Genomic DNA, 25,412 nt, shown 5'->3' with positions numbered 1-25,412 from the left:
ACATACTTTTAGAAGAGGATGAAAGTTAATGAGTTTTTAATAAAAAAGAAAACATCCAGGGTTAGATGCTTTCTTTTTTTGGTATTTTTGGCTATCTGTTAGTTACTTGTTTCATAAGTGGTCTTATTTCTTTAACTGGTGGTTTCTTATCATAGGCATCAACGTAAGAAAAGTAGTAGTTTAAGTTTCTTAGAAGACCTTTTCCTATTTTTGCACTTAAGAAAGGAAAGACTTGTCCGGTATAATCATCGAGAGATTTACAGTAATATTTTTCATCTAAATATATACTGTATTTACATGTTAGTTCTACTAAAGGATTCCCTTCATCATCAAATACTTCTTTAGAATCAATAATATCTATTAGTGCAAATTTTTCATTTAAGTAAACTTTCTTTTTTTTCTCGTGTTTATTTGTAAGTATAAAAACGAGACCAATCGCGTTAATCAAACTATTTCCTCCTATAAAAAACGGATATTAATAAAATATATTGATATAAGCTAAATGTAAAGAGGAGAGGTGAAATATCATGGAGAGAAAACTAAATAAGCCGATTGGTGAGAGCTGATAATCAGTGGGGGATGAACAAACCCCTCACTGATTAAAGTTTCACTTTATTGAAAGACTTGCGGGAATTGTTTTACGATTGCGTTTGTTATCATGTCAGCCATTTCTAATGCTTCTTTTTCAATTTTATCGTAAAGTTTTACTCCTGCTTCATAATCTTTATTTAGGAAGGCAAGTGCTTCTGCTTTCGTTAGTGCTAAATGTTCATAAAACATTTTTCTAAATTCTTCTTTATCTATATATGGGTTGATACTGTTAAGAAATTCAATAATTGCGTCACCATTAGCGTACCATTTTTTCTCTATAGCGGCCGCTGCATTTTGATTACCAGCTTTTGCCGCTTTAACAAGATCCGCTGCAATTACTAAGTGATCTTTAATTAATGCACTATATTTTTTTACTGCATCTTCACCGTAAAATGGTTCAAGTGATAGTCCCATATGTGTTGCGTTTTGTAGAAGTCGTCCAACAGTAACGTTAACATCTGGTAAATTAAATACTATACTTATAATAGCCAATCTCGTCCAAGCGACGTGTTGTTCCCATAAAGAACGCATATATCCTTTTAAAAAATTCTCATTTTTACTAATTCGGTAGTTCCGTACGGATAAATCATAGTTTACATAAGGGTTATGGTAGGGGGAGTAATACGATTGCCAATAAGAATACATAAATAGTAACACTCCTTTGAACATGTATAACTCAAAGTATGATGAAGATTTATTTTTAGTTCCGTGTCCTAGATTATTTTTAGGGAATTTGAAATGGAGAAATTCAATGAATGATGTTGTGATATATATGAATAATTTGAATATAAAGTAAAAGAGGGTCTGCAAGGGAAGTTACAGACCCTCAAAAGGGTATTGCCGAGATGTCGGACTCGACTACGTAATGTTATCATAAAATTCTTTTGAAAAAACCTGGTAAATGTGTCCAAATGAAATTGGGACCTTCATACAGTCAAAGGGACCTGCTTCCCGCGGCAGATCCCAATAACTAGATAATGTCGATGAGCAAAAAACTCATCTGGAGTACTTTTATAGTAACAAGTAAAATGTGTTTTGTGTATTGAGAAAGAAGAATTGCATAATTATATACGAACAATTTAACTCCCAACAATTTATGATTATCATTAATTGTTGGGAGTTAAATATGGTTATAAAATGGAGAAAAGACTTGGAAGTGAGATCGAGGTACACAGAAGTATGTAATCATGAAAAAGACCTGCTAATATAAGCAGGTCAACTTAAGGGGTTTATCCAACAGATTATTATATATGTTAACAACTCAATTGTAGTAAGTCTATATGTTTAATATTGAGAAAACTTCTGTGAATAATATATTTTTTGCGCATATATTAACGTTTAAAAAGTTGAGAAAGAAAATTAAAAAGCTTTTTATAAGAGAATAATGGCTGATACTTATAGTATGATTCATATTTCCACGCATCATTATTAGAGAATTGGAGTTGTTTTGTTTTCGTTTTTGCCGTGATGGACCTCATATTACGATGTTTCATATAGTAACCTCCTGAATTTATATGTATACGATTAGTAGTATTCAAGAAAGGGAAATAAAATGAACATTTAAATTGAAACTCTTTCTTCTTGTGTACTGGATTTACGTTATAAATGTTGTAAAACATATAAAATAATGATGCTAATTCATATTAAATAAGTGAAGAAACATAGAATAATGAAAAAACAATAAGCATCTAATCATCCCTTTCAAGTCGCATAAGTGATTGATATAATAGAAGTAGATGAAAGATAAAGAAAAGCAGGTGACTCTTTTTTGTTTACTAAAGCACAAGAACTTTTAGCGTCCTACTTTGGTTATTCTTCGTTTCGAAGAGGACAAGATGAAACAATTAAAAATGTACTAGATGGGAAAGATACGGTTTGTATCATGCCAACGGGTGGCGGTAAGTCGATTTGTTATCAAATTCCGGCATTAGTATTTGAAGGAACGACGTTGGTTATATCACCTTTAATATCACTTATGAAGGATCAAGTAGATACATTGGTACAGAATGGCATTTCAGCTACATATATTAATAGTTCTATATCTATTGCAGAAGCAAATCAGCGAATTCAATTAGCGAAACAAGGACATTACAAGTTACTTTATGTGGCGCCTGAGCGTCTTGATTCGATGGAGTTTGTTGACCAACTTATCGATATGAAAATCCCTATGATTGCGATTGATGAAGCACACTGTATTTCACAGTGGGGACATGATTTCCGTCCAAGTTATTTACATATACATCGCATATTAGATTATCTTCCAGAAAAGCCGCTCGTATTAGCATTAACAGCAACAGCAACACCGCAAGTACGTGATGATATTTGTAATACACTTGAAATTAATCAAGAAAATACAATTATGACAACGTTTGAGCGTGAGAACTTATCGTTTTCTGTCATTAAAGGGCAAGATCGAAATGCATATTTGGCGGATTATATTCGTCAAAATCAAAAGGAATCTGGGATTATATATGCAGCTACTAGAAAAGTAGTCGATCAGTTATATGAAGATTTAATGAAGGCAGGAGTTTCTGTATCAAAATATCACGCTGGTATGAGTGATATTGATCGAAATGAGCAACAAGAACTCTTTTTACGAGATGAAGTAAGTGTAATGGTAGCAACATCTGCATTCGGGATGGGTATTGATAAATCGAATATTCGTTACGTAATTCATTATCAGCTTCCAAAAAATATGGAAAGTTACTATCAAGAAGCAGGACGTGCTGGTCGTGACGGATTAGATAGTACATGTATATTGTTATATTCTTCTCAAGATGTACAAGTACAGCGTTTTTTAATTGATCAATCAACTGGAGAATCACGTTTTTCAAATGAACTTGAAAAATTGCAAAATATGACCGATTACTGTCATACAGAACAATGTTTACAATCATTCATTTTGCAATACTTTGGAGAAGAACCGAAAGAAGATTGTGGACGCTGTGGTAATTGTACAGACAATCGCGAGAGCATCGATGTGACAAGAGAATCACAAATGGTTTTATCATGCATGATTAGAACCAACCAACGCTTTGGAAAGCAAATGATAGCGCAAGTATTAACTGGGTCGAAGAATAAAAAAGTTATTGAATTTAATTTTCATACTTTACCAACGTATGGGCTTTTATCGAACCGTAGTGTAAAAGAGGTCAGTGAGTTTATTGAGTTTTTAATTTCAGACGAGTTAATTGCAGTTGAACATGGCACTTATCCGACGTTAAAAGTAACTGAAAAAGGGAAAGAAGTATTACTTGGTAAAGAGAATGTTTTACGAAAAGAACGAGTAGAGACAAGACAAATTGTTCAAGACCATCCTTTATTTGAAGTGCTTCGTGAAGTACGTAAAGAAATTGCACAAGGAGAAGGTGTACCTCCGTTCGTTATTTTCTCTGACCAAACATTAAAAGATATGTGTGTGAAAATGCCGCAAAGTGATTCCGAATTGTTGACGGTAAAAGGTATCGGAGAACACAAACTTGTGAAATATGGCTCGCACTTCTTACAAGCAGTTCAGCATTTTATTAAGGAAAATCCAAATTATGCTGAAACGATTAAGACAGAAGTAGTTTCAGAGCGTAAAAAGTCAGGAAAAGCGTCCGCAAATTCTCATTTAGAAACGTATGAAATGTATAAACAAGGTATTGATTTGAATGAGATTGCAAAAGAACGTAACTTATCAAGACAAACAATCGAAAACCATTTAATTCGCTGCTATGAGGATGGAATGGAAGTAGATTGGCAAAGCTTTGTTTCAGCAGAGTATGAATCTCTTATTGAAACTGCCGTTCAAAATGCAGATGGTGGTCTGAAATCTATTAAAGAACAGCTTCCGAATGAAGTGAGTTACTTTATGATTCGTGCTTATTTACAAATAAGAAAGTAGAGGCATATAAAGGGGATAAGAATTTATGTATCATGTTTTCGTTTATGGAACGTTAAGAAGAGGACAAACGAATGCTCATTATATGCTAGGTGCAACATGCATCGCAGACAGAGCTTGGACATATGGAAAATTATTTGATACGAACGAAGGATATCCAGCCATGACTTATTCGATTGAAGAACAGGTGTATGGAGAAATTTATGTAGTAAATGATGAGATATTGTGTAAGTTAGATGAACTAGAAGAATATACAGGCAATGCGGAGACTGATTTATATAATCGAATCACGCAAACAGTATATGTTGCTGATAGGGAAATTGAGGCATATGTGTATATCGCTCAGGATAAAAAGATGTTAAAGAAAGTGATAGACTCTGGTGACTGGCTTATGTATCAAAAAATATAATAAGGTAGTTTTAAAAATTGGAAAGCAGATAATGACGAATTCATTATCTGCTTTTTATTGTGTGAATAATTGTCGTTCTCTTTTTATTCTTATAGTTCTTAGTACGATTCCAATTCCGAGAAATAAAACAGTAGCAGCGACCCCGCTAATAGGATTTAACCAAAAATCACTACTGTTTGTAAGAGTAATAATCCCTGTTATTGTAACTAAAACAGTAGGAACAGCATCCTCGATTGCATGCATGATAACACATGGCCAGACGGATTTTGTAAGTCTATATATTTCAACATACATAATTGACCAACAAACCATAAGGATACAGCCAGATAAAAGCATATTTAATCTTGAGATAGATTCAAAATATTCATTTGAAGAGCCTCCTTTACTTTTATTTATCCTACTATTTATGGGCAGTAAAACGCCCATTGATTAAAGTCTTTCATTTTTACAATGTTTTTTAATAGATAAATTAAATAGGAGACAAATAGAAAGTAGTATCTTTTGTATGCATCACTATACTATATGTGTATTTGTGTGATTTAGATGTTGCATATTATTTTTAAATTAGAAAGATGAAAAGTAAGTTTTTTCGGAAAATTTAAATGGAAACTATTGACTTTATGATTGGGTTTTTAATACAATGATACTTCGACTGAAAAATTAGAACGGACAGGAGGGAATCGTCGAAATGAGCAACATATTTGAAGATGAGTTACAAAAAATGAAGGATACTTTACATACGATGGATGAGCAATTGGATAAGCTTGAAAAAACCCCGGTTTATTATGGAGAAGATTTTAAAGAGCAAATTCTTGAAAGTATGAGGGAGTCTAATAGACAAAACTTACGTATTGGTGTGCAAGAGCCGTACTTTGGAAGGTTAGATTTTCAGGAAGATGGAAAAGAAGAAGTTATGCCGATTTATATCGGAAAAGTAGGGGTTTCGGATATGGACACGATGAAGCCAATCATTATTGATTGGCGAGCGCCTGTCGCAAGTATGTTTTATTCATTTACCGGTGGAGAAGAATTAGCATTTTATCAATCACCAGATGGGTTAGTAGAAGGTGATGTGTATTTAAAACGAAACATTTCCATTCGAAAAAGAGAACTTGAACGTGTTGTTGATACATATGTAAAAGGAAATGAAGATGTATCGCATGCCGATGATTTTCTTCTATATCGATTAGGTGAGAATAAAGATAATAAGCTAAAGGATATTGTTTCAACAATTCAATCGGAACAAAATGATATTATTCGAGCGGAAAGAAATTTACCATTACTTATTCAAGGGGTTGCAGGGAGCGGAAAGACAACAATTGCTTTACATCGCCTTGCTTTTTTAATTTATGAATATCGTGAACAATTAGAAGCAGAAAGAATGATCGTATTTGCGCCGAATAGTCTGTTTTTAGACTATATTTCGAGTGTACTTCCTGAATTAGGTGTAGGGAATATTAGTCAAACAACGTTTCCGGATTGGGCATTACGTACGTTAGATAATTCAGTGAAACTAAAGCAGACAGAAGAAAAATTGAAAGAAGCATTTTCAATTAATCGTGATGAAAAGAAGGTAATGCTAGGTAAATTAAAGGGTACGTTGGAATTTAAGACGTTTATTGAAGAGAGAATGATCCAATTTGAAAATGAGTTAGTTCCGACAAAAGATTTTGAGGCGTGGGATAGAGCGATTATTCCAGTAGAAGATATTAAAAAATGGATGCAAGTTGAATATAAACATTATCCTTTACAGAAAAGAAGAGAACGATTAGTAGGACGAATGAAGCGCTGGATTGAAATTGAACTTAAAAAATTCGGGGAAACAAACGAGAAAAAATTACTTAAAAAAGAAGCGACTAAGAGACTCAACGCATATATGAAGTTTTGGCCGAAAATGAGTGCTCTTTCACTGTATAGTTCAATAGTAAAAAGTAAAGAAATACTTGAGGTATTACCTGAAGAACTTGTTAAAGAAACAGAAAAGAGTTGTCGTAAAAAAGAAGTGTATGTAGAAGATTTACCAGCTTTAATATACATACATCATCGTATAACAGGGATTGAAATCGGGCAGAAGTTTCATCACGTTGTTATTGATGAAGCGCAAGATTTTTCGCCTTTCCAAGTTTATGCATTAAAAGAAATTACATTAGGTAATTCTTTCACTATATTAGGTGATTTATCGCAAGCGATTTATGATTACCAAGGAATTGAAGATTGGAATGCTTTTAAGGAAGTATTCCAAGAAACCGGTTATTATGAATTGACAAGAAGTTATCGTTCTACAAAAGAAATTATTGAATTTGCAAATGAAATAATTAAAAATGCAGAAATCCCAGTAGGACTCGCAACACCAGTCTTCCGCAGTGGAGAAGATGTGAAAGTAATTCATGCCGAAAATCAATTTACTGAAATTGTGAAGACGGTAAAACATTTGCAAAATGCAGATGTGAAAACAATTGCAGTAATCGGAAGAACAGAAGATGAATGCCGTGATATATATGTGAAATTAACAAATGCAGGATTAACGGTAAACGTAATTGAAGCAAACCAAAGTAAATATGAAGGTGGTATATCAGTAGTACCTGTCTATTTAGCGAAAGGTTTAGAATTTGATGCGGTGCTTTTAATTGATGTGGATGAGGAACATTACAAAAACACAAAACATGATGCAAAGTTACTATATGTCGGATGTACGAGATCACTTCATGACTTATGGATTTTCCATAGTGGGGAAGCGTCACCTTTAATTAAAGGATTAAAATAAAGTGAAACTATAATCAGTGGGGAGTTTTACTGCAAGCTAATGTGGGATAAATATAAAAAGAGGATTTTCTAGTACTGTATGAAAATCCTCTTTTTATATTGAAATGGTAGACGTGTAAAATGACAATAAATTTATTTAATTTTCGATATAAGATACTTCACTGTACTTAAAAATATAACAATAAAGTCGTTTAAAAATCTAAACATTATTCAACAATAGCGCCCGATTGTTGAATAATGTTCAATTTCAAACGAATAAAGCCATTAATATTAAATCTTGATAGCCACCATCCAATTTTACACCCTTTGCTTTTCTACCCTCTTCAAAGAAGCCTAGATTCTTATATAACTGGATTGCACTTAGATTATCTTCCATTACCTCAAGACAAACTTTTTCAATCTTACTGTTATTTTTAGCCCAATTGATTAACGTTTCTAGAAGAGCTCTTCCAATACCATAATTTCGATATTCAGGTAGTATGTTCATCGCAAAAGCCCCTTGATGACTGATTTTTTCTTTGTTTCCGTTCTTAAAATCTATTGCACCGACTAACTTACCATCAACTTCAGCAATAAACTGTACATAATTTGGATTTTCATGATAAGATTTTAACGTTTTTTGAATAACATCGATACGCACCTTTTTTACATCCTCAACCGTACTTAGCATGTATGGAGCGTTTATTAAAGCTTTTGAAGCAGAATCTAGTATTCTTTCTGCATCCTGTTCTTTAGCTTCTCTAATTATTATTGTTTTTCCATCCTTAGATTTATAAGTAAAAACATTAGTTGATAAGATACTACACACACCCTTTCGGAATATAATTAGTTGAATTTTTTAACTATCGTGCAATTATTAAGTAAGAAAAAGTCGTATCACCTTTTTCTGCAATCGCTCTGCTTCAACTTAATGACGATTATTTCAAATATTTTTAATTTTTACAAGGATTTATTCCGTAATATAGCTCGATTGTTGAATAACATGACTAGCGTTTTTTAAACAATTTTATTATGTTTTAAACAACTTTATTATCTCTGTACAAGATGAATTAATGACTTGAGCTGTTGTGTAAATAATATACAATGACCTTTTCTAATGCCTTAGTTTGTTCTTTTTTCCATGTACGAACAGCATCTTCTGGAGTTTGTGTATGTTTTAACCAATCTAGAATAAGGTGTAGTCGTTCTTGTATTTGCCCAATGTTTTGCTCCTTTATGTTCTTATTCTGAATTCTATCAATTAATTGAAGCATATAGGGAAGTTTTTCTATACATTCACTTAAATCTCCGCAATAACCTGAAGGGAATTCATGTGTACCAAATTCTAAAGTATTGATGTAATTAGAAACTAGGTATATCATGGCTTCTTGTTCGGTATCACCACCTAATTCAATCGCTTTTCGAAGGGATTTTTCTAAATCGTCTTCTTTATTGCTAGAGTCCATATAAATTCCTATCCATCTAAAAGGTCTTGAATCAAATGGGTTGTTTTCTGTCCATCTATATAGAATGTCAATTAGAAAACTATTTAGTGAGAAAGTTAAGACCTCATCTTTTTCGTTTAATGCATCTAAAATAGTAAACAGCGAAATGGCAAACTCTTCTTGAACTTTTGATTCCCATTTTTTTGCATTTGTAATAAATGTCCCTAAATGTTTAAAAGCTAATTTTCGAAGTCCCGCTTCGCGATGCTGACAGTAACAAATAAAATCATGCCAATGCTCATTTGTATTCATATGTATAATAATAGTTTGTAATGCAGTGAGAGGTTTATCCATTATAAGTCCCCAATCTATTAAGCACGTGTTGAAAATTTAGTGTTATTATATCATTACATAAATTAAAGTGGGAAGAATTTAAGATGGATTTTATTGGTCACGGGATCTAATCGATTGGTAATGTAGCGATTCTAACAGGCCCCATTATTGACTTTGAAGATGAAACGAAAAAAAGTTATTATGTTTATCTGAATATTGAGGGGATATGTTTATTTAATTTTTAGAAAACATAGACTATTAAATTTGTAAATGGTATAATCTTCTTATTATTGGAATTAAAATCAAAATATTTGAAAATAAAGGATAGGGTTGGTTTTAATGGGGGATTCTGATCACAAAGAAACAAAGGCAATATTAAAGTTATGGTTTATTTATATACCACTTGCATTTGGAGAGTTTGTCTTTTCTAATATCATAGATTATTTAAAAAAAATAAAGATTTTGCATTTGAAAAACAATTAACCTAATTTAATTGTTTTTTTATTTTTCTCTAATAAACCAAACAAAAATAAAGATTTTGAACAAGATGAAGTTTATGAAGGAAATAACGTTGATTAGGTGCTGAAAACGGGAATCATTCAACCATGGTAATTTGCCATTTTAATACCTTCCTATAGTAAGATGTTATGTTCACATCATATGTATACGATATTTGTAACATAGCATTACTAGAACTTCAAAATTAGTAGTTAAGGTGCTACCTTTTAGAGTGCTATAGATATATATAACTTAGCTAAAAAGAACAAATCATATAATTTGCGCTTTTCATTATCTGTTTTTGGTAAAAAATTGCAGTTTTTGTCACACTAATACTGTACAATACATAGTATAAAACACATACTGTATGACATATAGTAATGGAAATGAGGTGAGTGAATGGATACTTTATTAAACTCGTTAATTACTGAGTTAAGAAGAGGGACATTAACGTTAGCTGTTTTAAGTCAATTAAGAACGCCGCAGTACGGATATTCACTTGTCCAGTTATTGGAGCAATCAGGGGTTACAATTGATCAAAGTACTTTATATCCACTACTTCGCCGATTAGAAAAGCAGGAATTAGTGACGAGTAGTTGGGATAAAACGGAGAGTAGACCTCGTAAGTATTATGTTTTAAGTGATTATGGATTAGAAATATTTTTGCAGTTGAAAAAAGAATGGATAAAGGATTCGAAAGAACTTTATAACTTATTAAAGGAGGAGGAAGAGAATGAATTTAATTGATCTCTATATCCAAGAGGTTGCGAAGAGATTACCTGAAAAAAATCGTGAAGATATTACACTTGAACTAAGGTCAACTATAGATGATATGTTACCTGAAGATTATAATGAGAAAGATGTAAAGAGCGTTCTCGAAAAATTGGGGAGTCCGGTTTCATTGGCTAATGGTTATTTGGATAGACCGATGCATTTAATTGGACCACGTTATTTTGATGTATATACAACGTTGTTAAAAATGATTATACCAATCGCAGCTGTCATTGCACTCATATCAATGGTTGCAGAAAATTTTATAGGCTATAGTGGTGATCAAGCAGTATTAAATGTTATTTTTCAATTGATAGGTAAAGGCATTGGGGAAATTTTTGAAGTGGGCCTCCATGTATTTTTCTGGTTGACAGTTGTGTTTGTTATTTTAGAAAGAACAGATACAGACAAAGGTATCGAACCGTTGACGACAAGTTTAAAAAAATGGACACCAGATGATTTGAAAAACATCTCGTATATCCCAAAGAAAAAAGCAATCTCGAAGTTTGAAGTTTTTGGAGGTTTAATGTGGACAGCAGTTTGGGCTACACTTTACTTTTATGCGAATCATCTTGTTGGCGTATATAACGGTACGGCAAATGGACTGAAGTTTGTCTCGCCAACTTTTAATCAAGATGTTTTATTGCAGTACTGGCCAATCGTTGTAATTATGATCGTTTTTGAAATATGTATATCCCTTTATAAATTAGTGCAGGGACAATGGACGCAAAGATTGGCGATTGGGAATGCTATTCTTCAGGTAGCTGGGACGATAGTATTCATTGTAATTGTAGTAAATCCACATGTATTTAACGCAGGGTTTATTACGTATTTGGCAAATGCATTTACTATTTCCCTAGAGGGATTTAAAACGTGGTTAGTTGGCGGTGGAATTGTAATTTACACATTATCTGCTGCAATAAATATATTTGACGGTTTCCGAAAAGCTAGTATTCGTATGTAGATAAAAATCGGAAATTTCGATAAAATAAAACTATTGAAAAGATAGTGATATAAGGTGAACATGATGAAAGGAAGAAAACAATGATAAGGGAAGCAACGAAAAAAGATTTAGCATACATTTTAGATATTTATAACGATGCGATACTTTATACAACAGCTGTATATGCGTATAAACCTGTAACCCTTGAAAATAAAATAGATTGGTATGAACAAAAAAAGGCTGAAGGGTATCCAATTTTCGTATATGAATTAGATAATAAAGTAGTAGGATTTGCGACATTCGGCCTATTTAGAACGTGGCCTGCTTATAAATATTCAGTTGAACATTCTGTGTATGTAGATAAGGCATATAGAAAAAATGGCATTGGGTCTTCATTAATGAAGGAATTAATCAAAATTGCAAAGGAAAGAGAGTATATGACCTTAATTGCTGGAATTGATGCAGAGAATGAGAAAAGTATTGCCTTGCATCAAAACTATGGATTTGTTCATGCAGGAACAATAAAAAAAGCTGGTTATAAGTTTAATAAATGGCTAGATTTAGCTTTTTATCAGCTGGAACTTAACGGTCCTGAAAATCCTATAGAAGAATAAATATTTTTCGGTAGCAAGAAAAAATTCATGCTACCTTTTTCTTATTTTAATAGCTAATGAAAAGGTTTTTTACATTCAATGTTGAAATATTAGAAGTTAATATAACGATATAAAAAGAGGGATAGAAATGGAAACTGTTATAAATAAAATAAAAGAGGTACAATCTAATTATGTGGGAATGGCAATTTATTCTACAAAAAATAATCGTATAGTTGCTTCGTATAATAGTGAATTAAATATTCCGTTAGCATCAGCAGCAAAATTAGTCATTGGATTTGTAGTAACGCAAATGGTGAAGGAAAATAAACATAATTGGAATGATATACTTCATTACATTAAATTTAATCCACATGAAGATAGTGCGCAGTTATATCCGCATTTACAAGGAAGAACTTCTTTAACACTTAGTGAAGCGGTAGAGGTAATGATTGCTTGTCATGATAGTTACGTTGCACAGTCAGTTGTAATGCACTGTGGTGGATGGGATGCTGTGAAAATGTACGCACAAACGTACTTTTCAAAAATTCATATACAAGAGAATGCTAGAGATGAGAAAAATGTTGGAGAATTAAGTGAAGTTCTTGCCCTTTTCATACAAACCTTTCAAGGTTATAAATCAGAACCAGAATTATGGGAACCAATTATTAGCGGCATGGTAAGACAGCAAGGAGAGTATGAAGAAATTCCATATTATCATATAGCTCATATGACAGGTGGATTACTCACAGCTACAATAAATATTGGTATTATAGGAATGTTTAACGAATTTCCACTTCTTTATGTGATTGGGGGAAAAGATTTACCGAATCGCCGTGAAAATAAAGAGGTAGATGAAGCTTTTGCAGTAGTTTTAAAGTACATATACAAAGAATATAGTGAAAGCATGCTAGGAGTGAGCGATTGAAAAGAAACTTAAAGACTTCAACAATCATTATTTTAATTTTAACGATTATTGCTCTTGAAGTTGGAATCGCACTATATGATCACAATTTGTCATTAGATACAATTTACTTTGCAGCAATTCTTATTTGTATTGTATTGCTTTTTGGCACACGTGTTTCTGAAGAGAAAGAAAGTACATCGAAACGAGGACGAAGAAAAATAGCTGTTATATTTTGGCTATCTATTTCATTGTCTATCGCTTGTTTTGCAGTTATAAGTTACATAAGGGTAGGCTATGTCTCTGTACCAGGGATAATTGGCTTTTCATGCTTTGTTACATATGGTGGATTCGTTTTGATTAGTATTTTAAAGGGGAAAAATAAAATGTAGCTTACTAAGTTGAAAGGAAGCAATGTATATGAAACATATAGAGAACGGTACACGTATTGAAGGAGAATACATTAAAAATAAAGTCATTCAATATAATATGTCCATCTTAACAGATGAAGTAAAACAGCCGATGGAAGAAGTAAGTCTCGTAGTAAAAAATGAAGAAGGAAAAATATTTGGTGGTTTAACAGGTACGATGTATTTTTATCATCTTCATATCGACTTTTTATGGGTTGATAAATCAGCTCGTCATGACGGTTGGGGGAGCCAACTTTTACATAAAATTGAAGAAATTGCGAAGGAAAAAGGGTGCAGATTAATATTGCTAGATTCATTTAGTTTTCAAGCGCCAGAATTTTATAAAAAGCATGGTTACCGAGAGTATGGTATCGTTGAAGATCATCCGAAAGGTCATAGTCAGCACTTTTTTGAAAAGAGATTATAATAATATTATGTATACTGATTGATGGGAGAAAGCATATGTACACGTATAAATTGCAACAAGAACAACCAATCTGTGCAGAAAAAATAAAGAAGCTTTATGATTCTGTCGGTTGGTGGCCAGAAAGAAAAGAAGTCGATATTGAAAAAATGTTAAAGAATAGCATAGCCATTGGAGTATGGGAAGAAAATGAATTAGTTGGATTTGCTAGAGTCGTTTCTGATGGTGTTTTTCGAGCATACATTGAAGATGTTGTCGTACATGAGAATGTAAGAAATAAAGGTATTGGAGAGAAAATGCTTACAATATTACTTCGAGAAATATCTCATATTGATATTGTTAGTCTATTTTGCGGAGAGAAGCTAATAAAGTTTTACGGTGAGCAGCAATTTCAAGCAACGAAGCAAATTGTGATGCATCGTAATCAAACAGGGAAAGAATAAGAGGTGCCAATTAAAATGAATGCAACAAGAGCGTACTGTTTATCGAAAAGAAAAGCGACAGAAGATTCTCCAGATGGCTGGAGTGCAACATGTATGAGGCTTAATAATAAAATATTTGCGATAGTAAATCATGAAGAAGGTGAAAAGGCTGCGATTACATTGAAGTGTGATCCAGAAGTCGCATTAAGAATAAGAGAAGATTATCCAGAAACAATTATTCCAGGGTATCATATGAATAAAAAACATTGGAATACCGTTTATATTCATAAGGGTATAGAGCAGGAGCAAATTAATAAAATGATTGATTGGTCGTATGATTTAGTACTACAATCATTTTCAAAGAAAAAGCAGCAGGAGTTAATGGATTAATATGTATTAGGAGTGTGTGTAATGAAAGATTCGATTAAAGATACGTATGATAAATTAGCGAGTACATATAAAGAAAATCTAGATTTCGCAAATCCATATAACAGTTATTATGAAAGACCGGCGATGATGGAGCTTATTCCAAAGGAACTAGAAGGAAAAAAGATATTAGATGCTGGATGTGCAGCTGGATGGTATACTTCTCAATTCATAGGAAGAGGAGCAAATGTTACAGCAATTGATGTAAGTCCTGAAATGGTAAAAGCAGCAAAAGAAAATATAGGAGAAGAAGCGACGTTCCTTTGTCATGATCTGCAAGAAACATTGCCATTTGAAGATAATACGTATGATGTGATTGTAAGTTCATTAACTCTTCATTATATAGAAAATTGGAATCAAGTATTTCAAGAATTTCGTCGTGTATTGAAGCCAGGTGGAGAACTTATATATTCTATTCATCATCCTTTTATGGATTTCACAAAGTTTCCATGTGAAAATTATTTTGAAAAACAGTTATTAATAGATACTTGGGTTAAACCGAATATTACTATTGAAGTCAAGTTTTTTAGAAGATCATTACAAGACATACTAAATGAAACTACAAATTATTTTGTATTAGAAGAGATAGTGGAACCGAAGGCAATTGAAAAAATGAAAGAAGTAAGCGAAAAATCATATCATTATTTAAATATGAATCCACATTTTCTTATCATAAAAGCAATCAATAAATAGCTAGTAAAATAACTTTGTTTTACTAGCTATTTACAGTTTTACATTACATATTAGGAGACTTTAAAATGAATACGAAACGAAATAGAGTAGTATATGCACTATTTACTATAGTTGTTATTATTTTAGGTCTTAGCTCAAGAAAGTTTGCTTTTGCACTACCACATCTATTAAATGATTATTTAGGTGATGCATTATGGGCATTAATGATTTTCACTGGCTTTGGATTTTTGTTTCCTAAAACAGAGACGAAGAAGTTGGCTTTTATTAGTTTAATGTTTTGCTACGGGATTGAAGCGAGCCAATTGTATCATGCGGAATGGATAGATAGCATTCGTGGAACGACTTTGGGCGGACTCGTGTTGGGATACGGTTTTTTGTGGAGTGATTTAGTGGCTTATACAATTGGTGTTGGAGTGGGAATACTGTGTGAGGTTATTTTTCGGAAGAAATAAGAATTGTAAAAGGGGTATTGTAAATGGAACAAGCACTGGAAATTGCAAAGCTTTGGTTTCGAAATGAACATGTCACAGCTACTGTAATTCAACCAAAAGTAGCGAAGGTTTTATGCAAGAATAAAGAGTACATTTTAAAGAGAACGGGATCGATAAAGCAACTTCTAGTTGAATTCGATGTTTTGAAGCAACTGTATGAAAAGGGAATTAAAGTACAGAGAGTAGTAAAGACAGAAAATGATGAACAATATGTATTATATAAAGAAAAATATTATTGCTTATATGAGTATGTTGCCGGAAGTGTTTTAGAAATAAAAGATACGAATAAGCTGGAAAGGCTAGCAAGTACAATTGGAGAAGAAATAGCTAATCTGCACAAAGCATTACATTCGGTGAATAGTGACCATGAGTTAATAAAAAGAGATTTATATAAGATGGTATTTGAATGGGCTATACCGATTTTAGAAAAGAATGAGCATGTTCATCGAGAGGTAATTCAAAAGATGGAGCGAATGCACGCAGCTTTCAAGGAAACGGTCCATCCATTACCGAGACAAATTATTCATCGTGATATGCATCTATCAAATGTAATCTTTAAAGATGATAAACTGGAAGGGTTTATAGATTTTGAGATTTTGGAAAATAATGTAAAAATATTTGATTTATGTTATTGCTGTACAAGTATATTAAGCGAGCTATTTAGTGATGAAAAATTAAGAGGGAAATGGTTACATATCGTTAGCAAAGTCTTTGAAGGTTATTATAAACAAAATGATTTAACGAAAGAAGAACTAAAAGCCATTTGGTATGTTATGCTTTCAATTCAAATTATCTTTATTGCTTATTTTGTCCAGTTACCAGATTTATTAAAGTTAAATGAAGAAATGTTCTTCTGGATTTTTGCTAATAAGGAAGCTATTGAAGAAGTTATAGAAGGTATCGTAAAGGTATGAAAAAAATAATATTAATTGGTTCTGGTGGTTCAGGAAAATCTACATTAGCAAGGCAGTTAGGAAATAAATTAAATATTAAGGTGCATCATCTTGATGCATTATTTTGGAAACCGAATTGGGAAGGTGTTCCGAGAGAAGAACAAATAGCAGTTCAAAATAACTTAATTAAAGATGAGAAGTGGATTATTGACGGGAATTATGGCGGGACGATGGATATCAGACTGAATGCAGCTGATACAATTATCTTCCTTGATATTCATAGAACAATTTGTATTTATCGTGCGTTTAAAAGAATTGTAAAATACCGGAATAAAAAAAGACCAGATATGGGCGCGGGATGTGAAGAAAGATTTGATTTGCAATTTTTTAAATGGATATGGAAATATCCTAATGCTAAACGACCTACAATTTTAAAAGGGTTAGAGCAATTGTCCGAAGAGAAAAAGGTTATTGTTTTAAAATCTCCAAATGAGGTTCGGAAATTTTTAGAGCACATATAATAATAGAATGTGACACAACAATTCTTTTTGAATCTTACCGATTAGTTTAATTAAACTAATCGTTTTTTATTATGGAAAATTTAACGCTTTTGAAAATTGTATTTTGTAATGAGTATATGACTATAAATTCATATAAAATGAACGTTTGGAGGAATAGAAAATGACTAATGATTTAATTCAACTAATTGATTCATTAATGGTAAATATTCCAGCTGGAGAGGTAGTATTAAGAGATGATCGAATAAAAAAAGAATGGCTAGTGCAAATTCAACCATTTCTTCTTGCGAAGTATGCTGTAACAATCGAACTATATGATGCTATTACAAATAGTACATTAAATAATTTTGATAAAAATCATAAACCAGTTGTCAATATTTCATGGAACGATGCCATTGCGTTTTGTAATGTACTTTCAAAAAAAGCGGGATTAAAAGAATATTATTCTATTAGTGATGGTGGTCAAATTGTGAAATGTAATTTAGATTCAAATGGCTACCGATTACCATGTGAGGCAGAGTGGCAATATGCATGTAAAGCAAGTACAACCGGATATACATACGGGAAACTTCATGATATAGCGTGGTATAATGAAAATTCAAATGGACATATTCATGACGTTGGCCAAAAAGAACCGAATGCATGGGGACTTTATGATATGCTAGGGAACGTTTGGGAATGGTGTTATGATTTGTATGATGAAACAGTGTACGGATCATACCGCATTTTTCGTGGTGGTAGTTGGGCTGAAACAGCGAGAGGGTGCGGCGCTACTTGTCGTCGTCGAAGCCATCCTACATTTCATATAGATGATCTCGGTTTTAGACTCGCTAGGTCAATTTAGTAGGAACATGCTACGAACAACTAAGAAAAGAGTATGGAGAAAATCCGTACTCTTGCCAACATAGAAACGATTTAACGTAAGGAGTGTTTATTATGGCGCGTGTTTTATTTATTAACGCTGGATCAGAAGGACATATAAATCCAACTTTACAAGTTGTAGAAGAATTGATTTCTCGTGGTGAAGAGGTCGTTTATTTTTCAATAGAAGCTTTCAGGGAGCGGATTGAGAAGACAGGTGCTACTGTACGAACGATTGATAATCAAAAATTTATAAAAGCGTTTCTATCTGGAGGCAGAAATTATTTACAGGAAAGAATAAACGGCCTTCTACATACAGCGAATATTGTAATATCTAGCGTTCTAGAACAAATTGAAGGTGAACATTTTGATTACATGATTCATGATTCTATGTTTGGTTGTGGCCATTTAATTGCTCAAATTCTTAAACTTCCAGCCATAAATTCATGCACATCTTTTGTGCAGGATGAAAAATCCTTTGAGCAAATGTTAGGTCATCTGTCAAAAAATATCCCAGTAGAAATTCATGATAAAATACAGAATGATTTTCAAAACTTAACAAAGGGAATTACTGAAAAATATGGTGTTGAAATAAAATCATCGTATGAAGTTTTCTGTAATCCTGCACCCCTTACTATTGTGTATACAATTAAGGAGTTCCAGCCTTTTGGTGATACGTTTGATGAAACATATAAATTTGTAGGACCATCTATCTCTGCACAAATGAAAAACAGAGACGTTGATTTTACTTCAATTGAAGAAAAAAGTCCGATTTATATTTCATTAGGTACTGTTTTTAATGAAGCGATTGACTTTTATAAACTGTGTATGAAGGCCTTTGAGAATAGTGAGCATACAATTGTTATGTCTATTGGTAATAAAACAAAAATAAGTGATCTAGGCGAAATCCCTAAAAACTTCATTGTGAAAAACTATGTGCCTCAAACCGAACTGCTTACTTATACGAAACTATTTATTACACACGGCGGGATGAACAGTACGCATGAAGGACTATATAACGGGGTTCCGCTCGTTGTAATACCGCAAAGTGCAGATCAGCCAGCAATCGCAAAGCAAGTGGAGAGTCTTGGAGCAGGAGTTCAATTACATATGAATGAATTAACCGTGGAGAAATTGCGTGAAAGTGTGGAGTTAATTTTAAATAACCCTTCATATAAAGAGGCTGCTTTGAATTTGAAGGAATCATTCCGAACATCGGGTGGATATAAGGAAGCTGTTGATGAAATTTTTACATTTGTAGGTCAGTAATAAATATAAAGTTATACATGAAAAAAGTGTCTATATTAAATGATATAGACACTTTTCTGTTGTAAGAAGAGAAGAATTGTTTAAATGGAAAAAATGAAAATACTAAATGTGAATTTTGAGAACTAAGTCTACAATTTCTGCTGCACACTTTTATTTTATCCCGTATTAACCGACCGTAAAACCCCAACTAATTAAAGTTTTACTTTATGATTTCAGGATGTGGTTTTATATGTTAGTAATAATTTCACTGTTTCTGCACAACTTCTGCACATGCTTAGGCGAGTTCTATGTCATGATATATTCATAAAGTGAAATGTTTCACAAGGAAAAAATATATTTTCACTGCGGTGTATGCATAATTAATACATACATCGGTACAAGTTTGTCTCTTTTTATTCTTTTACATCAAAGCCCACATTCCACTACAAAGTATAACAAGAAGGAGACATGAGCATGAATAATCGATTTTTAAAACAACTACAAAATATGAAAATGAACAAAAAAAGTTTAGGAGCTGTAGCATTAACAGCTGGAATTATTAGTACGACACTTATTCCTCAAAATGCTTATGCGCACGGTTTTGTTGAAAAGCCCGGTAGCCGATCCGCTTTATGTAGTCCAACTTATGGTGCGCTAAATGTAAACTGTGGAAGTGTTATGTATGAACCACAAAGTTTAGAAGCTCCAAAAGGGTTCCCGCAAGGTGGTCCAGTAGATGGACAAATTGCTTCAGCAGGCGGAAAATTTGGTGGTATTTTAGATCAACAAACAGAAAATCGTTGGTTTAAAAATACAATCACTGGTGGGGAAAATACATTTACTTGGAAGTATACTGCGCCTCACTTAACGAGTAAGTGGCATTACTATATTACTAAAAAAGGATGGAATCCAAATAAAGCGCTAACAAGAGCAGATTTCGAACCAATTGGAACTGTACAACATGATGGTTCTGCAGCTTCAAATAATTTAACTCATAAAATCAATGTACCTACTGATCGTAGTGGATATCATGTGATTTTAGCAGTATGGGATGTAGCTGATACAGCAAATGCATTCTATAATGTAATTGATGTTAATCTTATTAATGATGTGAAACCAGACATAGAAGCGCCAAGTAGTCCAAATGGACTTCAGACGCAAAAAGTAACAGCGAATAGTGTAGAACTAACATGGAACGCTTCTACGGATAATGTAGGGGTAAAAGGATATCAAATCTTCCGTAACGGAGAGATGATTGATACAGTACCAGGGACTCATTTTATTGATAAGAAGTTACAACCAAGTACAGAATACTCTTATACTGTAAAAGCAATTGACGCAGCTGGCAATGTATCGAAAGAAAGTACAGCGCTTACAGTAAAAACGACAGTTGAGACTCCTGATACAGAAGCACCAACACAACCAAAAGGATTACATAGTATGGGAACGACAGCGTCAAGTGTGGATTTAATGTGGAGTCCATCTGACGATAATATTGGTGTAGACCATTATGATATTTATAGAGAAACAGAAGGGTCAATGAAAAAGATTGCAACATCCAATACAACTTCTTATTTGGATAAAAATCTGCTCGCTAATACTACTTATAAATATGTAGTGAAAGCTGTTGATGTAGCTGGAAATGAATCCGTACAGAGTGATATATTCACAATTACTACAAAAACTGAAAGCGCTTCACATGAAGCGTGGGATGCAAAAAAAGCATATAAAAAGGGAGATAGAGTTCTACACGAAGGAAAAGTATATGAAGCAGTCCAGAGTTATCAAGGAAATGGTGATCCAAACTGGATTTATGCATTATCATTATGGAAAACAGTGTAAGTTTTACCTAGGTATGAACTAAAAGATGATGGGCTTTGATGCAAAAGGTAATTTTGAGAATTCACTTTTCTATTAATAAAACAGGGTAGTGTATGAATACATAAGATTCATATACTACCCTTTTTATTATGATAACACTTTCGTCATAAGTATGTGCGGAATGCCATCTTCCATAAATATATCAGAAGAAGTTTGATAGTCTAATTTTTTATAAAATCCTTCAGCTTGTGTTTGACCGTGTAGCTTCACTTTTGTAGCTTGTTCGTTACGAGCAATTTCTTCTAACGTTTGAATGATGACTTTACCTAATCCATATGTACGATAATCTTTTAAAATACAAATACGTTCTAATTTTCCGACACCATCAACAAATCGTATACGCCCTGTGCCTACAGGAAGATCATGATAATAAACTAAAATATGTTTACATTGCTCTCCGATTTCATCGAATGTATCGAATTCATCTGTAAGAGGAACACCTTGTTCTTTTACAAATACTTCTTTTCGAATATGAAAGGCAGTTTCTAAATCAGTAAGTTCTGTTATAAGTTTGGATTGCAAAATGTTCAGTCCTTTCTAGTGTAATCAGTTTGCGTTTTCCTAGTATATCATAATAAAGCACTATTAAGAGAAGAAGAACATACTAAAAAGCCAACTTTAAAAAGTTAGCTTTTATTACAATTTCTTTATCCCATTTTTAGTGCCAATAATTGCTGTACTCGTCATACTTATAAACAACCCTGTTTCAACTACACCAGTAATCATTTTTAATTGGGTGTGTAAATGGGCAGGATTAGAAATATGATTAGGGAATATACAATCGATAATCATGTTATTGTTATCGGTTATATAGGTTTCATTATTTTTTAAACGTAACGTTGTTTGACACCCTAAAGACTGAATTTTATTTTCGGTTTGTTTCCATGAAAAAGGGATGATTTCAACAGGTAATGGAAAATTACCTAAATGTGTTACAAGTTTCGATTCATCAGCAATGATAATTAGTTCTTTAGAGGAAGAGGCAACGATTTTTTCACGAAGTAATGCACCGCCACCGCCTTTTATAAGTTGTAAATTTGAATCAATTTCATCCGCTCCATCAATTGTAAGATCAAGACTTTGTACGTCGTTTAACGAAAGTAGGGGGATATTTAGTTGATGTGCTAATGCTTCAGTTTCCTTTGATGTTGGTACAGCTTGAAATGATAATCCTTCTTTTACACGCTCACCTAATTTTTGTATTGTCCAATATACAGTAGAACCTGTACCAAGCCCAATCTTCATGCCATCATTTACAAAGTTAGCGGCATATTCGCCAGCGAGCTGTTTTAAATTCATCGCTTTACTCCGCCGGACGCGGCCCGGCATCAAGACCTGAATTTTCAACTGTAAGTACCGGACGAACGACTATATCTTTATGTACACGCATTTGACAAGATAATCGTAAATGATCTTCAATTCCTTTTTCCGTCATTGCATGTTTCTCATTCGCACTTGCTTCACAGAAATCACCTGCTAGTATTTCTACTCTACAAGTTGTGCAACGTGCATTCCCGCCACAACGATGAAGAATGTTGACACCGCTATCTTCAATTGCTAATACTAACTTTGTTCCTTCTTTCACATCAAAAGTTCCCGCACCTTCAATTGTTAATTTTGGCAAATTTGTTCCTCCTCACGTAAAATTGTACATAACATATTTATGACCGCGAATTATTGAACATAAACATTATTTTTTTATATCCCCGTAACTTTTTTTAATGTTGAATCGTTTATTAAGTAAGCGCTGAAAAGGAGTGGTTATTTTGTGCACAAAAGTAACTCATGTTTCAAAGAACCATATCGATATGAATCATTCAAATATAAACTTTTTAATTGAACAATATGGAGAGTTAAAAAGATACTGTACTTTTTTAACGAAAAACAAATGGGATGGGGAAGATCTCGCCCAAGAAACAGTGTGTAAAGTGCTTCAAAAATATAGAAATAAAGATATTTGTATGACACTCGTCTATAAAATAGCAAGAAATCGTTGGTTAGATCAGATGAAGTCTAAGTCTGTTCATGAAAAAATAAGAGCACAAATCACTTTTGAAGAACCACATGAGAACATTGCAGATTTGCATGAAATGGTAGGGAAAGTATTGTCTTCATTAAATGTACAGCAATCCGCAATTTTATTATTAAAAGATGTTTTTCAATATAGTATCGCTGATATTGCTAAATTGTGTTCTGTATCAGAAGGTGCAGTGAAAGCTTCTTTATTTCGGAGTAGAAATAGGCTGAAAACTGTAAGTGAAGAAGGGATTGAGATAGTCGAATTCACAGAGGATATTGAAGTTGTTGTAACATCTATTCGTGAGGAAAGACCAGAATTATTAACGAAGCTTCTTCCGACAATAGATTTTACTAAATTACCATCTAAACAGCCAGTCTTATTATTTAATGTGAAAAACCCTTCTTCCTACAGTTATATGCTTTACGCAGCATAACAAGTATTGGAGGGATTTAAAATGAATGCAATTCCATATGTAGTAGAACAAACAAAATTAGGAGAACGTTCCTATGATATATATTCAAGGTTATTGAAAGACCGCATTATTATTATCGGCTCAGAAATTAATGATCAAGTAGCGAGTAGTGTCGTAGCGCAATTATTATTTTTAGAAGCAGAAGATGCAGAAAAAGATATATTCTTATACATCAATAGCCCTGGCGGTTCAACGACAGCAGGTTTTGCAATATTAGATACGATGAATTTAATTAAACCAGATGTGCAAACGCTATGCATGGGCTTTGCGGCATCATTCGGTGCATTATTATTATTATCAGGAGCAAAAGGAAAACGGTTTGCTCTCCCTAACAGTGAAATTATGATTCATCAGCCGCTTGGTGGTGCACAAGGGCAAGCAACAGAAATTGAAATAACTGCGAAAAGAATATTAAAGTTAAAGCATGATATTAATAAAATGATTGCAGAAAAAACAGGCCAACCGATTGAAAGAGTAGCACATGATACAGAAAGAGATTATTTTATGACTGCAGAAGAAGCCAAGGCATATGGGATTGTAGATGACGTTGTTACGAAAAAATAAGTTAAAAACAGGCTAGAGGATATGCTAACCCTCTAGCCTATTTTTATTAATCTTTTACCCATTCATCAACTAGCGCTTGATTCTTCTTAATCCATTTTCGCGCCGCTTCTTCGGGATCTTTCGTTTTATTTAACTCGACCATTAACGTACCAAGCTGTTCATCGTTCATCTTCCATTTGTCAAAGTATTTTATGATATCCGGATGGTCTTTTTCGAAACCTTTACGAACAGAGTAATAAATGTCATCTTTTTCACCATATACTTTCTTAGGGTCTTTTAAATATTTTAAGTCAAATTCTGAAAAGCCCCAATGCGGATTCCAAAGCGTAACAGCGATTGGTTTCTTTTTCGTATATGCTTTCTTTAGTTCACTCATCATCGCAGCTTCAGAAGATTGGACAAGTTTTAGTTTTATATCATATTCTTTCATTGCTTTATTCGTTAAATTCATAAGACTACTACCGGGTTCGATACCGACAATTTTATTCTCTAGTTCATCTTTATGAGCATTTAAATCTTCGATACTGTTTATGTTTTTCATATAAGAAGGGACGACTAAACCTAGTCCAGTACCTTCGTACCATTTTGATTTTAAGACAATATCATCTTTATAACGATCGTTTAGCGGTTTATCTGTAACTGGTAGCCATACTTCTAAATTCGCATCAACATCACCACGAGCGACACCAGTCCAAATTGCGGCTTTTTCTAAATACATAAGTTCAACTTTGTAGCCTTTTTCTTCTAATAAAACTTTCCACATGTTTGCGGTTGCAATATTTTCTTTCCAACTTGTTACACCAAGTTTAATTTTTCCTTTCGAATTTGCATTTGTTGCATTACATGAAGTGAAAATCATAGTAATAAATAATGCAAGGCATATAAACCAAATTTTCTTTCGCATCGAAAACCTCCTAAGTAACGTTTGCCTTATAAAATAAATGTATAAGTAAGCATTCTTATTATGAACGGAAACGAGA

29 protein-coding genes and 1 pseudogene are annotated in these 25,412 nt (G+C 33.0%); 20 read left to right on the top strand and 10 right to left on the bottom strand.

The window, feature by feature from the left end; all coding sequences use genetic code 11:
- Positions 1-91 precede the first annotated feature (91 nt).
- The 3 genes from EBQ15_RS06670 to EBQ15_RS31065 form a co-directional block, all read right to left on the bottom strand.
- Complete coding sequence (locus tag EBQ15_RS06670; RefSeq protein WP_000606231.1) at positions 92-448, bottom strand: hypothetical protein; 357 nt, start codon at positions 446-448, stop codon at positions 92-94.
- Positions 449-612: 164 nt separating this feature from the next.
- On the bottom strand, positions 613-1,236 hold the full coding sequence (locus EBQ15_RS06665; protein WP_000287727.1) for a hypothetical protein: 624 nt from the start codon (positions 1,234-1,236) through the stop codon (positions 613-615).
- 686 nt (positions 1,237-1,922) lie between these two features.
- Positions 1,923-2,084, bottom strand: coding sequence for a hypothetical protein (locus tag EBQ15_RS31065; RefSeq protein ID WP_000682736.1), 162 nt, complete (start codon positions 2,082-2,084; stop codon positions 1,923-1,925).
- Positions 2,085-2,359: 275 nt separating this feature from the next.
- Between EBQ15_RS31065 and recQ the strand changes: the two genes are divergently transcribed.
- Both recQ and EBQ15_RS06655 read left to right on the top strand, forming a co-directional pair.
- Complete coding sequence (gene recQ, locus EBQ15_RS06660; protein WP_000494268.1) at positions 2,360-4,477, top strand: DNA helicase RecQ; 2,118 nt, start codon at positions 2,360-2,362, stop codon at positions 4,475-4,477.
- Positions 4,478-4,502: 25 nt separating this feature from the next.
- Positions 4,503-4,883 carry a gamma-glutamylcyclotransferase family protein gene (locus EBQ15_RS06655; protein ID WP_000274905.1) on the top strand — a complete coding sequence of 127 codons (381 nt, stop codon included), beginning with the start codon at positions 4,503-4,505 and terminating at the stop codon, positions 4,881-4,883.
- 54 nt (positions 4,884-4,937) lie between these two features.
- Here the strand turns inward: EBQ15_RS06655 and EBQ15_RS06650 are convergent.
- Positions 4,938-5,252, bottom strand: a pseudogene (locus EBQ15_RS06650) (CPBP family intramembrane glutamate endopeptidase); the annotation flags it as partial.
- Between the two features lie 319 nt (positions 5,253-5,571).
- On the opposite strand from EBQ15_RS06650, the gene EBQ15_RS06645 reads away from it, so the two are divergent.
- Positions 5,572-7,647 carry a HelD family protein gene (locus EBQ15_RS06645; protein WP_000065179.1) on the top strand — a complete coding sequence of 692 codons (2,076 nt, stop codon included), beginning with the start codon at positions 5,572-5,574 and terminating at the stop codon, positions 7,645-7,647.
- 246 nt (positions 7,648-7,893) lie between these two features.
- Here the strand turns inward: EBQ15_RS06645 and EBQ15_RS06640 are convergent, their stop codons facing one another.
- Together EBQ15_RS06640 and EBQ15_RS06635 are read right to left on the bottom strand one after the other, a co-directional pair.
- A complete protein-coding gene (locus tag EBQ15_RS06640) occupies positions 7,894-8,454 on the bottom strand; it encodes a GNAT family N-acetyltransferase (protein WP_000337112.1) in 561 nt (186 codons plus the stop codon).
- A 241-nt stretch (positions 8,455-8,695) separates the two neighbouring features.
- The gene (locus EBQ15_RS06635; protein ID WP_000360492.1) at positions 8,696-9,424 is read right to left on the bottom strand and encodes a hypothetical protein; all 729 of its coding nucleotides are present in this window, start codon (positions 9,422-9,424) and stop codon (positions 8,696-8,698) included.
- Positions 9,425-10,300: 876 nt separating this feature from the next.
- On the opposite strand from EBQ15_RS06635, the gene EBQ15_RS06630 reads away from it, so the two are divergent.
- The 15 genes from EBQ15_RS06630 to EBQ15_RS06560 all read left to right on the top strand — a co-directional run bounded on the left by EBQ15_RS06630 (position 10,301) and on the right by EBQ15_RS06560 (position 21,337).
- The gene (locus EBQ15_RS06630; RefSeq protein WP_000380301.1) at positions 10,301-10,648 is read left to right on the top strand and encodes a PadR family transcriptional regulator; all 348 of its coding nucleotides are present in this window, start codon (positions 10,301-10,303) and stop codon (positions 10,646-10,648) included.
- On the top strand, positions 10,635-11,636 hold the full coding sequence (locus tag EBQ15_RS06625; protein WP_001048877.1) for an HAAS signaling domain-containing protein: 1,002 nt from the start codon (positions 10,635-10,637) through the stop codon (positions 11,634-11,636). Before EBQ15_RS06630 ends, EBQ15_RS06625 begins: the two co-directional genes overlap by 14 nt.
- Positions 11,637-11,716: 80 nt before the next feature.
- On the top strand, positions 11,717-12,229 hold the full coding sequence (locus EBQ15_RS06620; protein WP_000617509.1) for a GNAT family N-acetyltransferase: 513 nt from the start codon (positions 11,717-11,719) through the stop codon (positions 12,227-12,229).
- A gap of 127 nt (positions 12,230-12,356) precedes the next feature.
- A complete protein-coding gene (locus EBQ15_RS06615; RefSeq protein WP_000450750.1) occupies positions 12,357-13,133 on the top strand; it encodes a serine hydrolase in 777 nt (258 codons plus the stop codon).
- A complete protein-coding gene (locus tag EBQ15_RS06610; protein WP_000827992.1) occupies positions 13,130-13,501 on the top strand; it encodes a hypothetical protein in 372 nt (123 codons plus the stop codon). Before EBQ15_RS06615 ends, EBQ15_RS06610 begins: the two co-directional genes overlap by 4 nt.
- Before the next feature lie 28 nt (positions 13,502-13,529).
- A complete protein-coding gene (locus EBQ15_RS06605) occupies positions 13,530-13,946 on the top strand; it encodes a GNAT family N-acetyltransferase (RefSeq protein ID WP_000680409.1) in 417 nt (138 codons plus the stop codon).
- A gap of 35 nt (positions 13,947-13,981) precedes the next feature.
- Positions 13,982-14,386, top strand: coding sequence for a GNAT family N-acetyltransferase (locus EBQ15_RS06600; RefSeq protein WP_000288969.1), 405 nt, complete (start codon positions 13,982-13,984; stop codon positions 14,384-14,386).
- Positions 14,387-14,401: 15 nt separating this feature from the next.
- Complete coding sequence (locus EBQ15_RS06595; protein WP_000994622.1) at positions 14,402-14,755, top strand: MmcQ/YjbR family DNA-binding protein; 354 nt, start codon at positions 14,402-14,404, stop codon at positions 14,753-14,755.
- A gap of 21 nt (positions 14,756-14,776) precedes the next feature.
- A complete protein-coding gene (locus tag EBQ15_RS06590; RefSeq protein WP_000655256.1) occupies positions 14,777-15,484 on the top strand; it encodes a class I SAM-dependent methyltransferase in 708 nt (235 codons plus the stop codon).
- Between the two features lie 65 nt (positions 15,485-15,549).
- Entirely contained in the window at positions 15,550-15,936 is a 387-nt protein-coding gene (locus tag EBQ15_RS06585) for a ribosomal maturation YjgA family protein (protein ID WP_001093462.1), read from the top strand.
- 23 nt (positions 15,937-15,959) lie between these two features.
- The gene (locus EBQ15_RS06580) at positions 15,960-16,889 is read left to right on the top strand and encodes a phosphotransferase enzyme family protein (protein ID WP_000434089.1); all 930 of its coding nucleotides are present in this window, start codon (positions 15,960-15,962) and stop codon (positions 16,887-16,889) included.
- Positions 16,886-17,389, top strand: coding sequence for a DNA topology modulation protein (locus tag EBQ15_RS06575; RefSeq protein WP_000720551.1), 504 nt, complete (start codon positions 16,886-16,888; stop codon positions 17,387-17,389). Before EBQ15_RS06580 ends, EBQ15_RS06575 begins: the two co-directional genes overlap by 4 nt.
- 160 nt (positions 17,390-17,549) lie before the next feature.
- A complete protein-coding gene (locus EBQ15_RS06570) occupies positions 17,550-18,230 on the top strand; it encodes a formylglycine-generating enzyme family protein (protein WP_000180344.1) in 681 nt (226 codons plus the stop codon).
- Between the two features lie 92 nt (positions 18,231-18,322).
- Positions 18,323-19,516, top strand: coding sequence for a macrolide family glycosyltransferase (locus EBQ15_RS06565; protein WP_000124896.1), 1,194 nt, complete (start codon positions 18,323-18,325; stop codon positions 19,514-19,516).
- A 453-nt stretch (positions 19,517-19,969) separates the two neighbouring features.
- Positions 19,970-21,337, top strand: coding sequence for a lytic polysaccharide monooxygenase (locus EBQ15_RS06560; RefSeq protein WP_001065150.1), 1,368 nt, complete (start codon positions 19,970-19,972; stop codon positions 21,335-21,337).
- A 126-nt stretch (positions 21,338-21,463) separates the two neighbouring features.
- Here the strand turns inward: EBQ15_RS06560 and EBQ15_RS06555 are convergent, their stop codons facing one another.
- The 3 genes from EBQ15_RS06555 to EBQ15_RS06545 form a co-directional block, all read right to left on the bottom strand.
- Entirely contained in the window at positions 21,464-21,898 is a 435-nt protein-coding gene (locus tag EBQ15_RS06555; RefSeq protein WP_001190880.1) for a GNAT family N-acetyltransferase, read from the bottom strand.
- Between the two features lie 114 nt (positions 21,899-22,012).
- On the bottom strand, positions 22,013-22,675 hold the full coding sequence (gene rpiA / locus EBQ15_RS06550) for a ribose 5-phosphate isomerase A (RefSeq protein WP_001049985.1): 663 nt from the start codon (positions 22,673-22,675) through the stop codon (positions 22,013-22,015).
- A gap of 4 nt (positions 22,676-22,679) precedes the next feature.
- Positions 22,680-23,000, bottom strand: coding sequence for a 2Fe-2S iron-sulfur cluster-binding protein (locus tag EBQ15_RS06545; RefSeq protein WP_001125388.1), 321 nt, complete (start codon positions 22,998-23,000; stop codon positions 22,680-22,682).
- Positions 23,001-23,142: 142 nt separating this feature from the next.
- On the opposite strand from EBQ15_RS06545, the gene EBQ15_RS06540 reads away from it, so the two are divergent.
- On the top strand, positions 23,143-23,829 hold the full coding sequence (locus tag EBQ15_RS06540) for an RNA polymerase subunit sigma-70 (protein WP_000337523.1): 687 nt from the start codon (positions 23,143-23,145) through the stop codon (positions 23,827-23,829).
- 21 nt (positions 23,830-23,850) lie between these two features.
- Entirely contained in the window at positions 23,851-24,432 is a 582-nt protein-coding gene (gene clpP, locus EBQ15_RS06535) for an ATP-dependent Clp endopeptidase proteolytic subunit ClpP (RefSeq protein WP_000991610.1), read from the top strand.
- A gap of 46 nt (positions 24,433-24,478) precedes the next feature.
- On the opposite strand, the gene EBQ15_RS06530 is transcribed toward clpP, so the two are convergent.
- Positions 24,479-25,336 (bottom strand): glycine betaine ABC transporter substrate-binding protein, encoded by an 858-nt coding sequence (locus EBQ15_RS06530; RefSeq protein WP_001227620.1) that lies wholly within the window; start codon positions 25,334-25,336, stop codon positions 24,479-24,481.
- Positions 25,337-25,412 lie beyond the last annotated feature (76 nt).

Origin of the sequence: Bacillus sp. 2D03 (assembly GCF_003946765.1) — a bacterium.
Classification (GTDB): domain Bacteria; phylum Bacillota; class Bacilli; order Bacillales; family Bacillaceae_G; genus Bacillus_A; species Bacillus_A cereus.
Note: the sequence above shows the minus strand (reverse complement) of the source record. Positions and strands in the feature narration are given on the sequence as shown.

Coding starts and splice junctions, on each gene's coding strand:
- EBQ15_RS06615 (WP_000450750.1), top strand. CDS start 12,357: ATGGAAACTGTTATAAATAAAATAAAAGAGGTACAATCTAATTATGTG.
- EBQ15_RS06570 (WP_000180344.1), top strand. CDS start 17,550: ATGACTAATGATTTAATTCAACTAATTGATTCATTAATGGTAAATATT.
- clpP (WP_000991610.1), top strand. CDS start 23,851: ATGAATGCAATTCCATATGTAGTAGAACAAACAAAATTAGGAGAACGT.
- EBQ15_RS06600 (WP_000288969.1), top strand. CDS start 13,982: ATGTACACGTATAAATTGCAACAAGAACAACCAATCTGTGCAGAAAAA.
- EBQ15_RS06595 (WP_000994622.1), top strand. CDS start 14,402: ATGAATGCAACAAGAGCGTACTGTTTATCGAAAAGAAAAGCGACAGAA.
- EBQ15_RS06665 (WP_000287727.1), bottom strand. CDS start 1,236: ATGTATTCTTATTGGCAATCGTATTACTCCCCCTACCATAACCCTTAT.
- EBQ15_RS06580 (WP_000434089.1), top strand. CDS start 15,960: ATGGAACAAGCACTGGAAATTGCAAAGCTTTGGTTTCGAAATGAACAT.
- EBQ15_RS06560 (WP_001065150.1), top strand. CDS start 19,970: ATGAATAATCGATTTTTAAAACAACTACAAAATATGAAAATGAACAAA.
- EBQ15_RS06620 (WP_000617509.1), top strand. CDS start 11,717: ATGATAAGGGAAGCAACGAAAAAAGATTTAGCATACATTTTAGATATT.
- EBQ15_RS06655 (WP_000274905.1), top strand. CDS start 4,503: ATGTATCATGTTTTCGTTTATGGAACGTTAAGAAGAGGACAAACGAAT.
- EBQ15_RS06530 (WP_001227620.1), bottom strand. CDS start 25,336: ATGCGAAAGAAAATTTGGTTTATATGCCTTGCATTATTTATTACTATG.
- EBQ15_RS06575 (WP_000720551.1), top strand. CDS start 16,886: ATGAAAAAAATAATATTAATTGGTTCTGGTGGTTCAGGAAAATCTACA.
- EBQ15_RS06635 (WP_000360492.1), bottom strand. CDS start 9,424: ATGGATAAACCTCTCACTGCATTACAAACTATTATTATACATATGAAT.
- EBQ15_RS06585 (WP_001093462.1), top strand. CDS start 15,550: ATGAATACGAAACGAAATAGAGTAGTATATGCACTATTTACTATAGTT.
- EBQ15_RS06590 (WP_000655256.1), top strand. CDS start 14,777: ATGAAAGATTCGATTAAAGATACGTATGATAAATTAGCGAGTACATAT.
- EBQ15_RS06645 (WP_000065179.1), top strand. CDS start 5,572: ATGAGCAACATATTTGAAGATGAGTTACAAAAAATGAAGGATACTTTA.
- EBQ15_RS06565 (WP_000124896.1), top strand. CDS start 18,323: ATGGCGCGTGTTTTATTTATTAACGCTGGATCAGAAGGACATATAAAT.
- rpiA (WP_001049985.1), bottom strand. CDS start 22,675: ATGAATTTAAAACAGCTCGCTGGCGAATATGCCGCTAACTTTGTAAAT.
- EBQ15_RS06605 (WP_000680409.1), top strand. CDS start 13,530: ATGAAACATATAGAGAACGGTACACGTATTGAAGGAGAATACATTAAA.
- EBQ15_RS31065 (WP_000682736.1), bottom strand. CDS start 2,084: ATGAAACATCGTAATATGAGGTCCATCACGGCAAAAACGAAAACAAAA.
- EBQ15_RS06630 (WP_000380301.1), top strand. CDS start 10,301: ATGGATACTTTATTAAACTCGTTAATTACTGAGTTAAGAAGAGGGACA.
- EBQ15_RS06625 (WP_001048877.1), top strand. CDS start 10,635: ATGAATTTAATTGATCTCTATATCCAAGAGGTTGCGAAGAGATTACCT.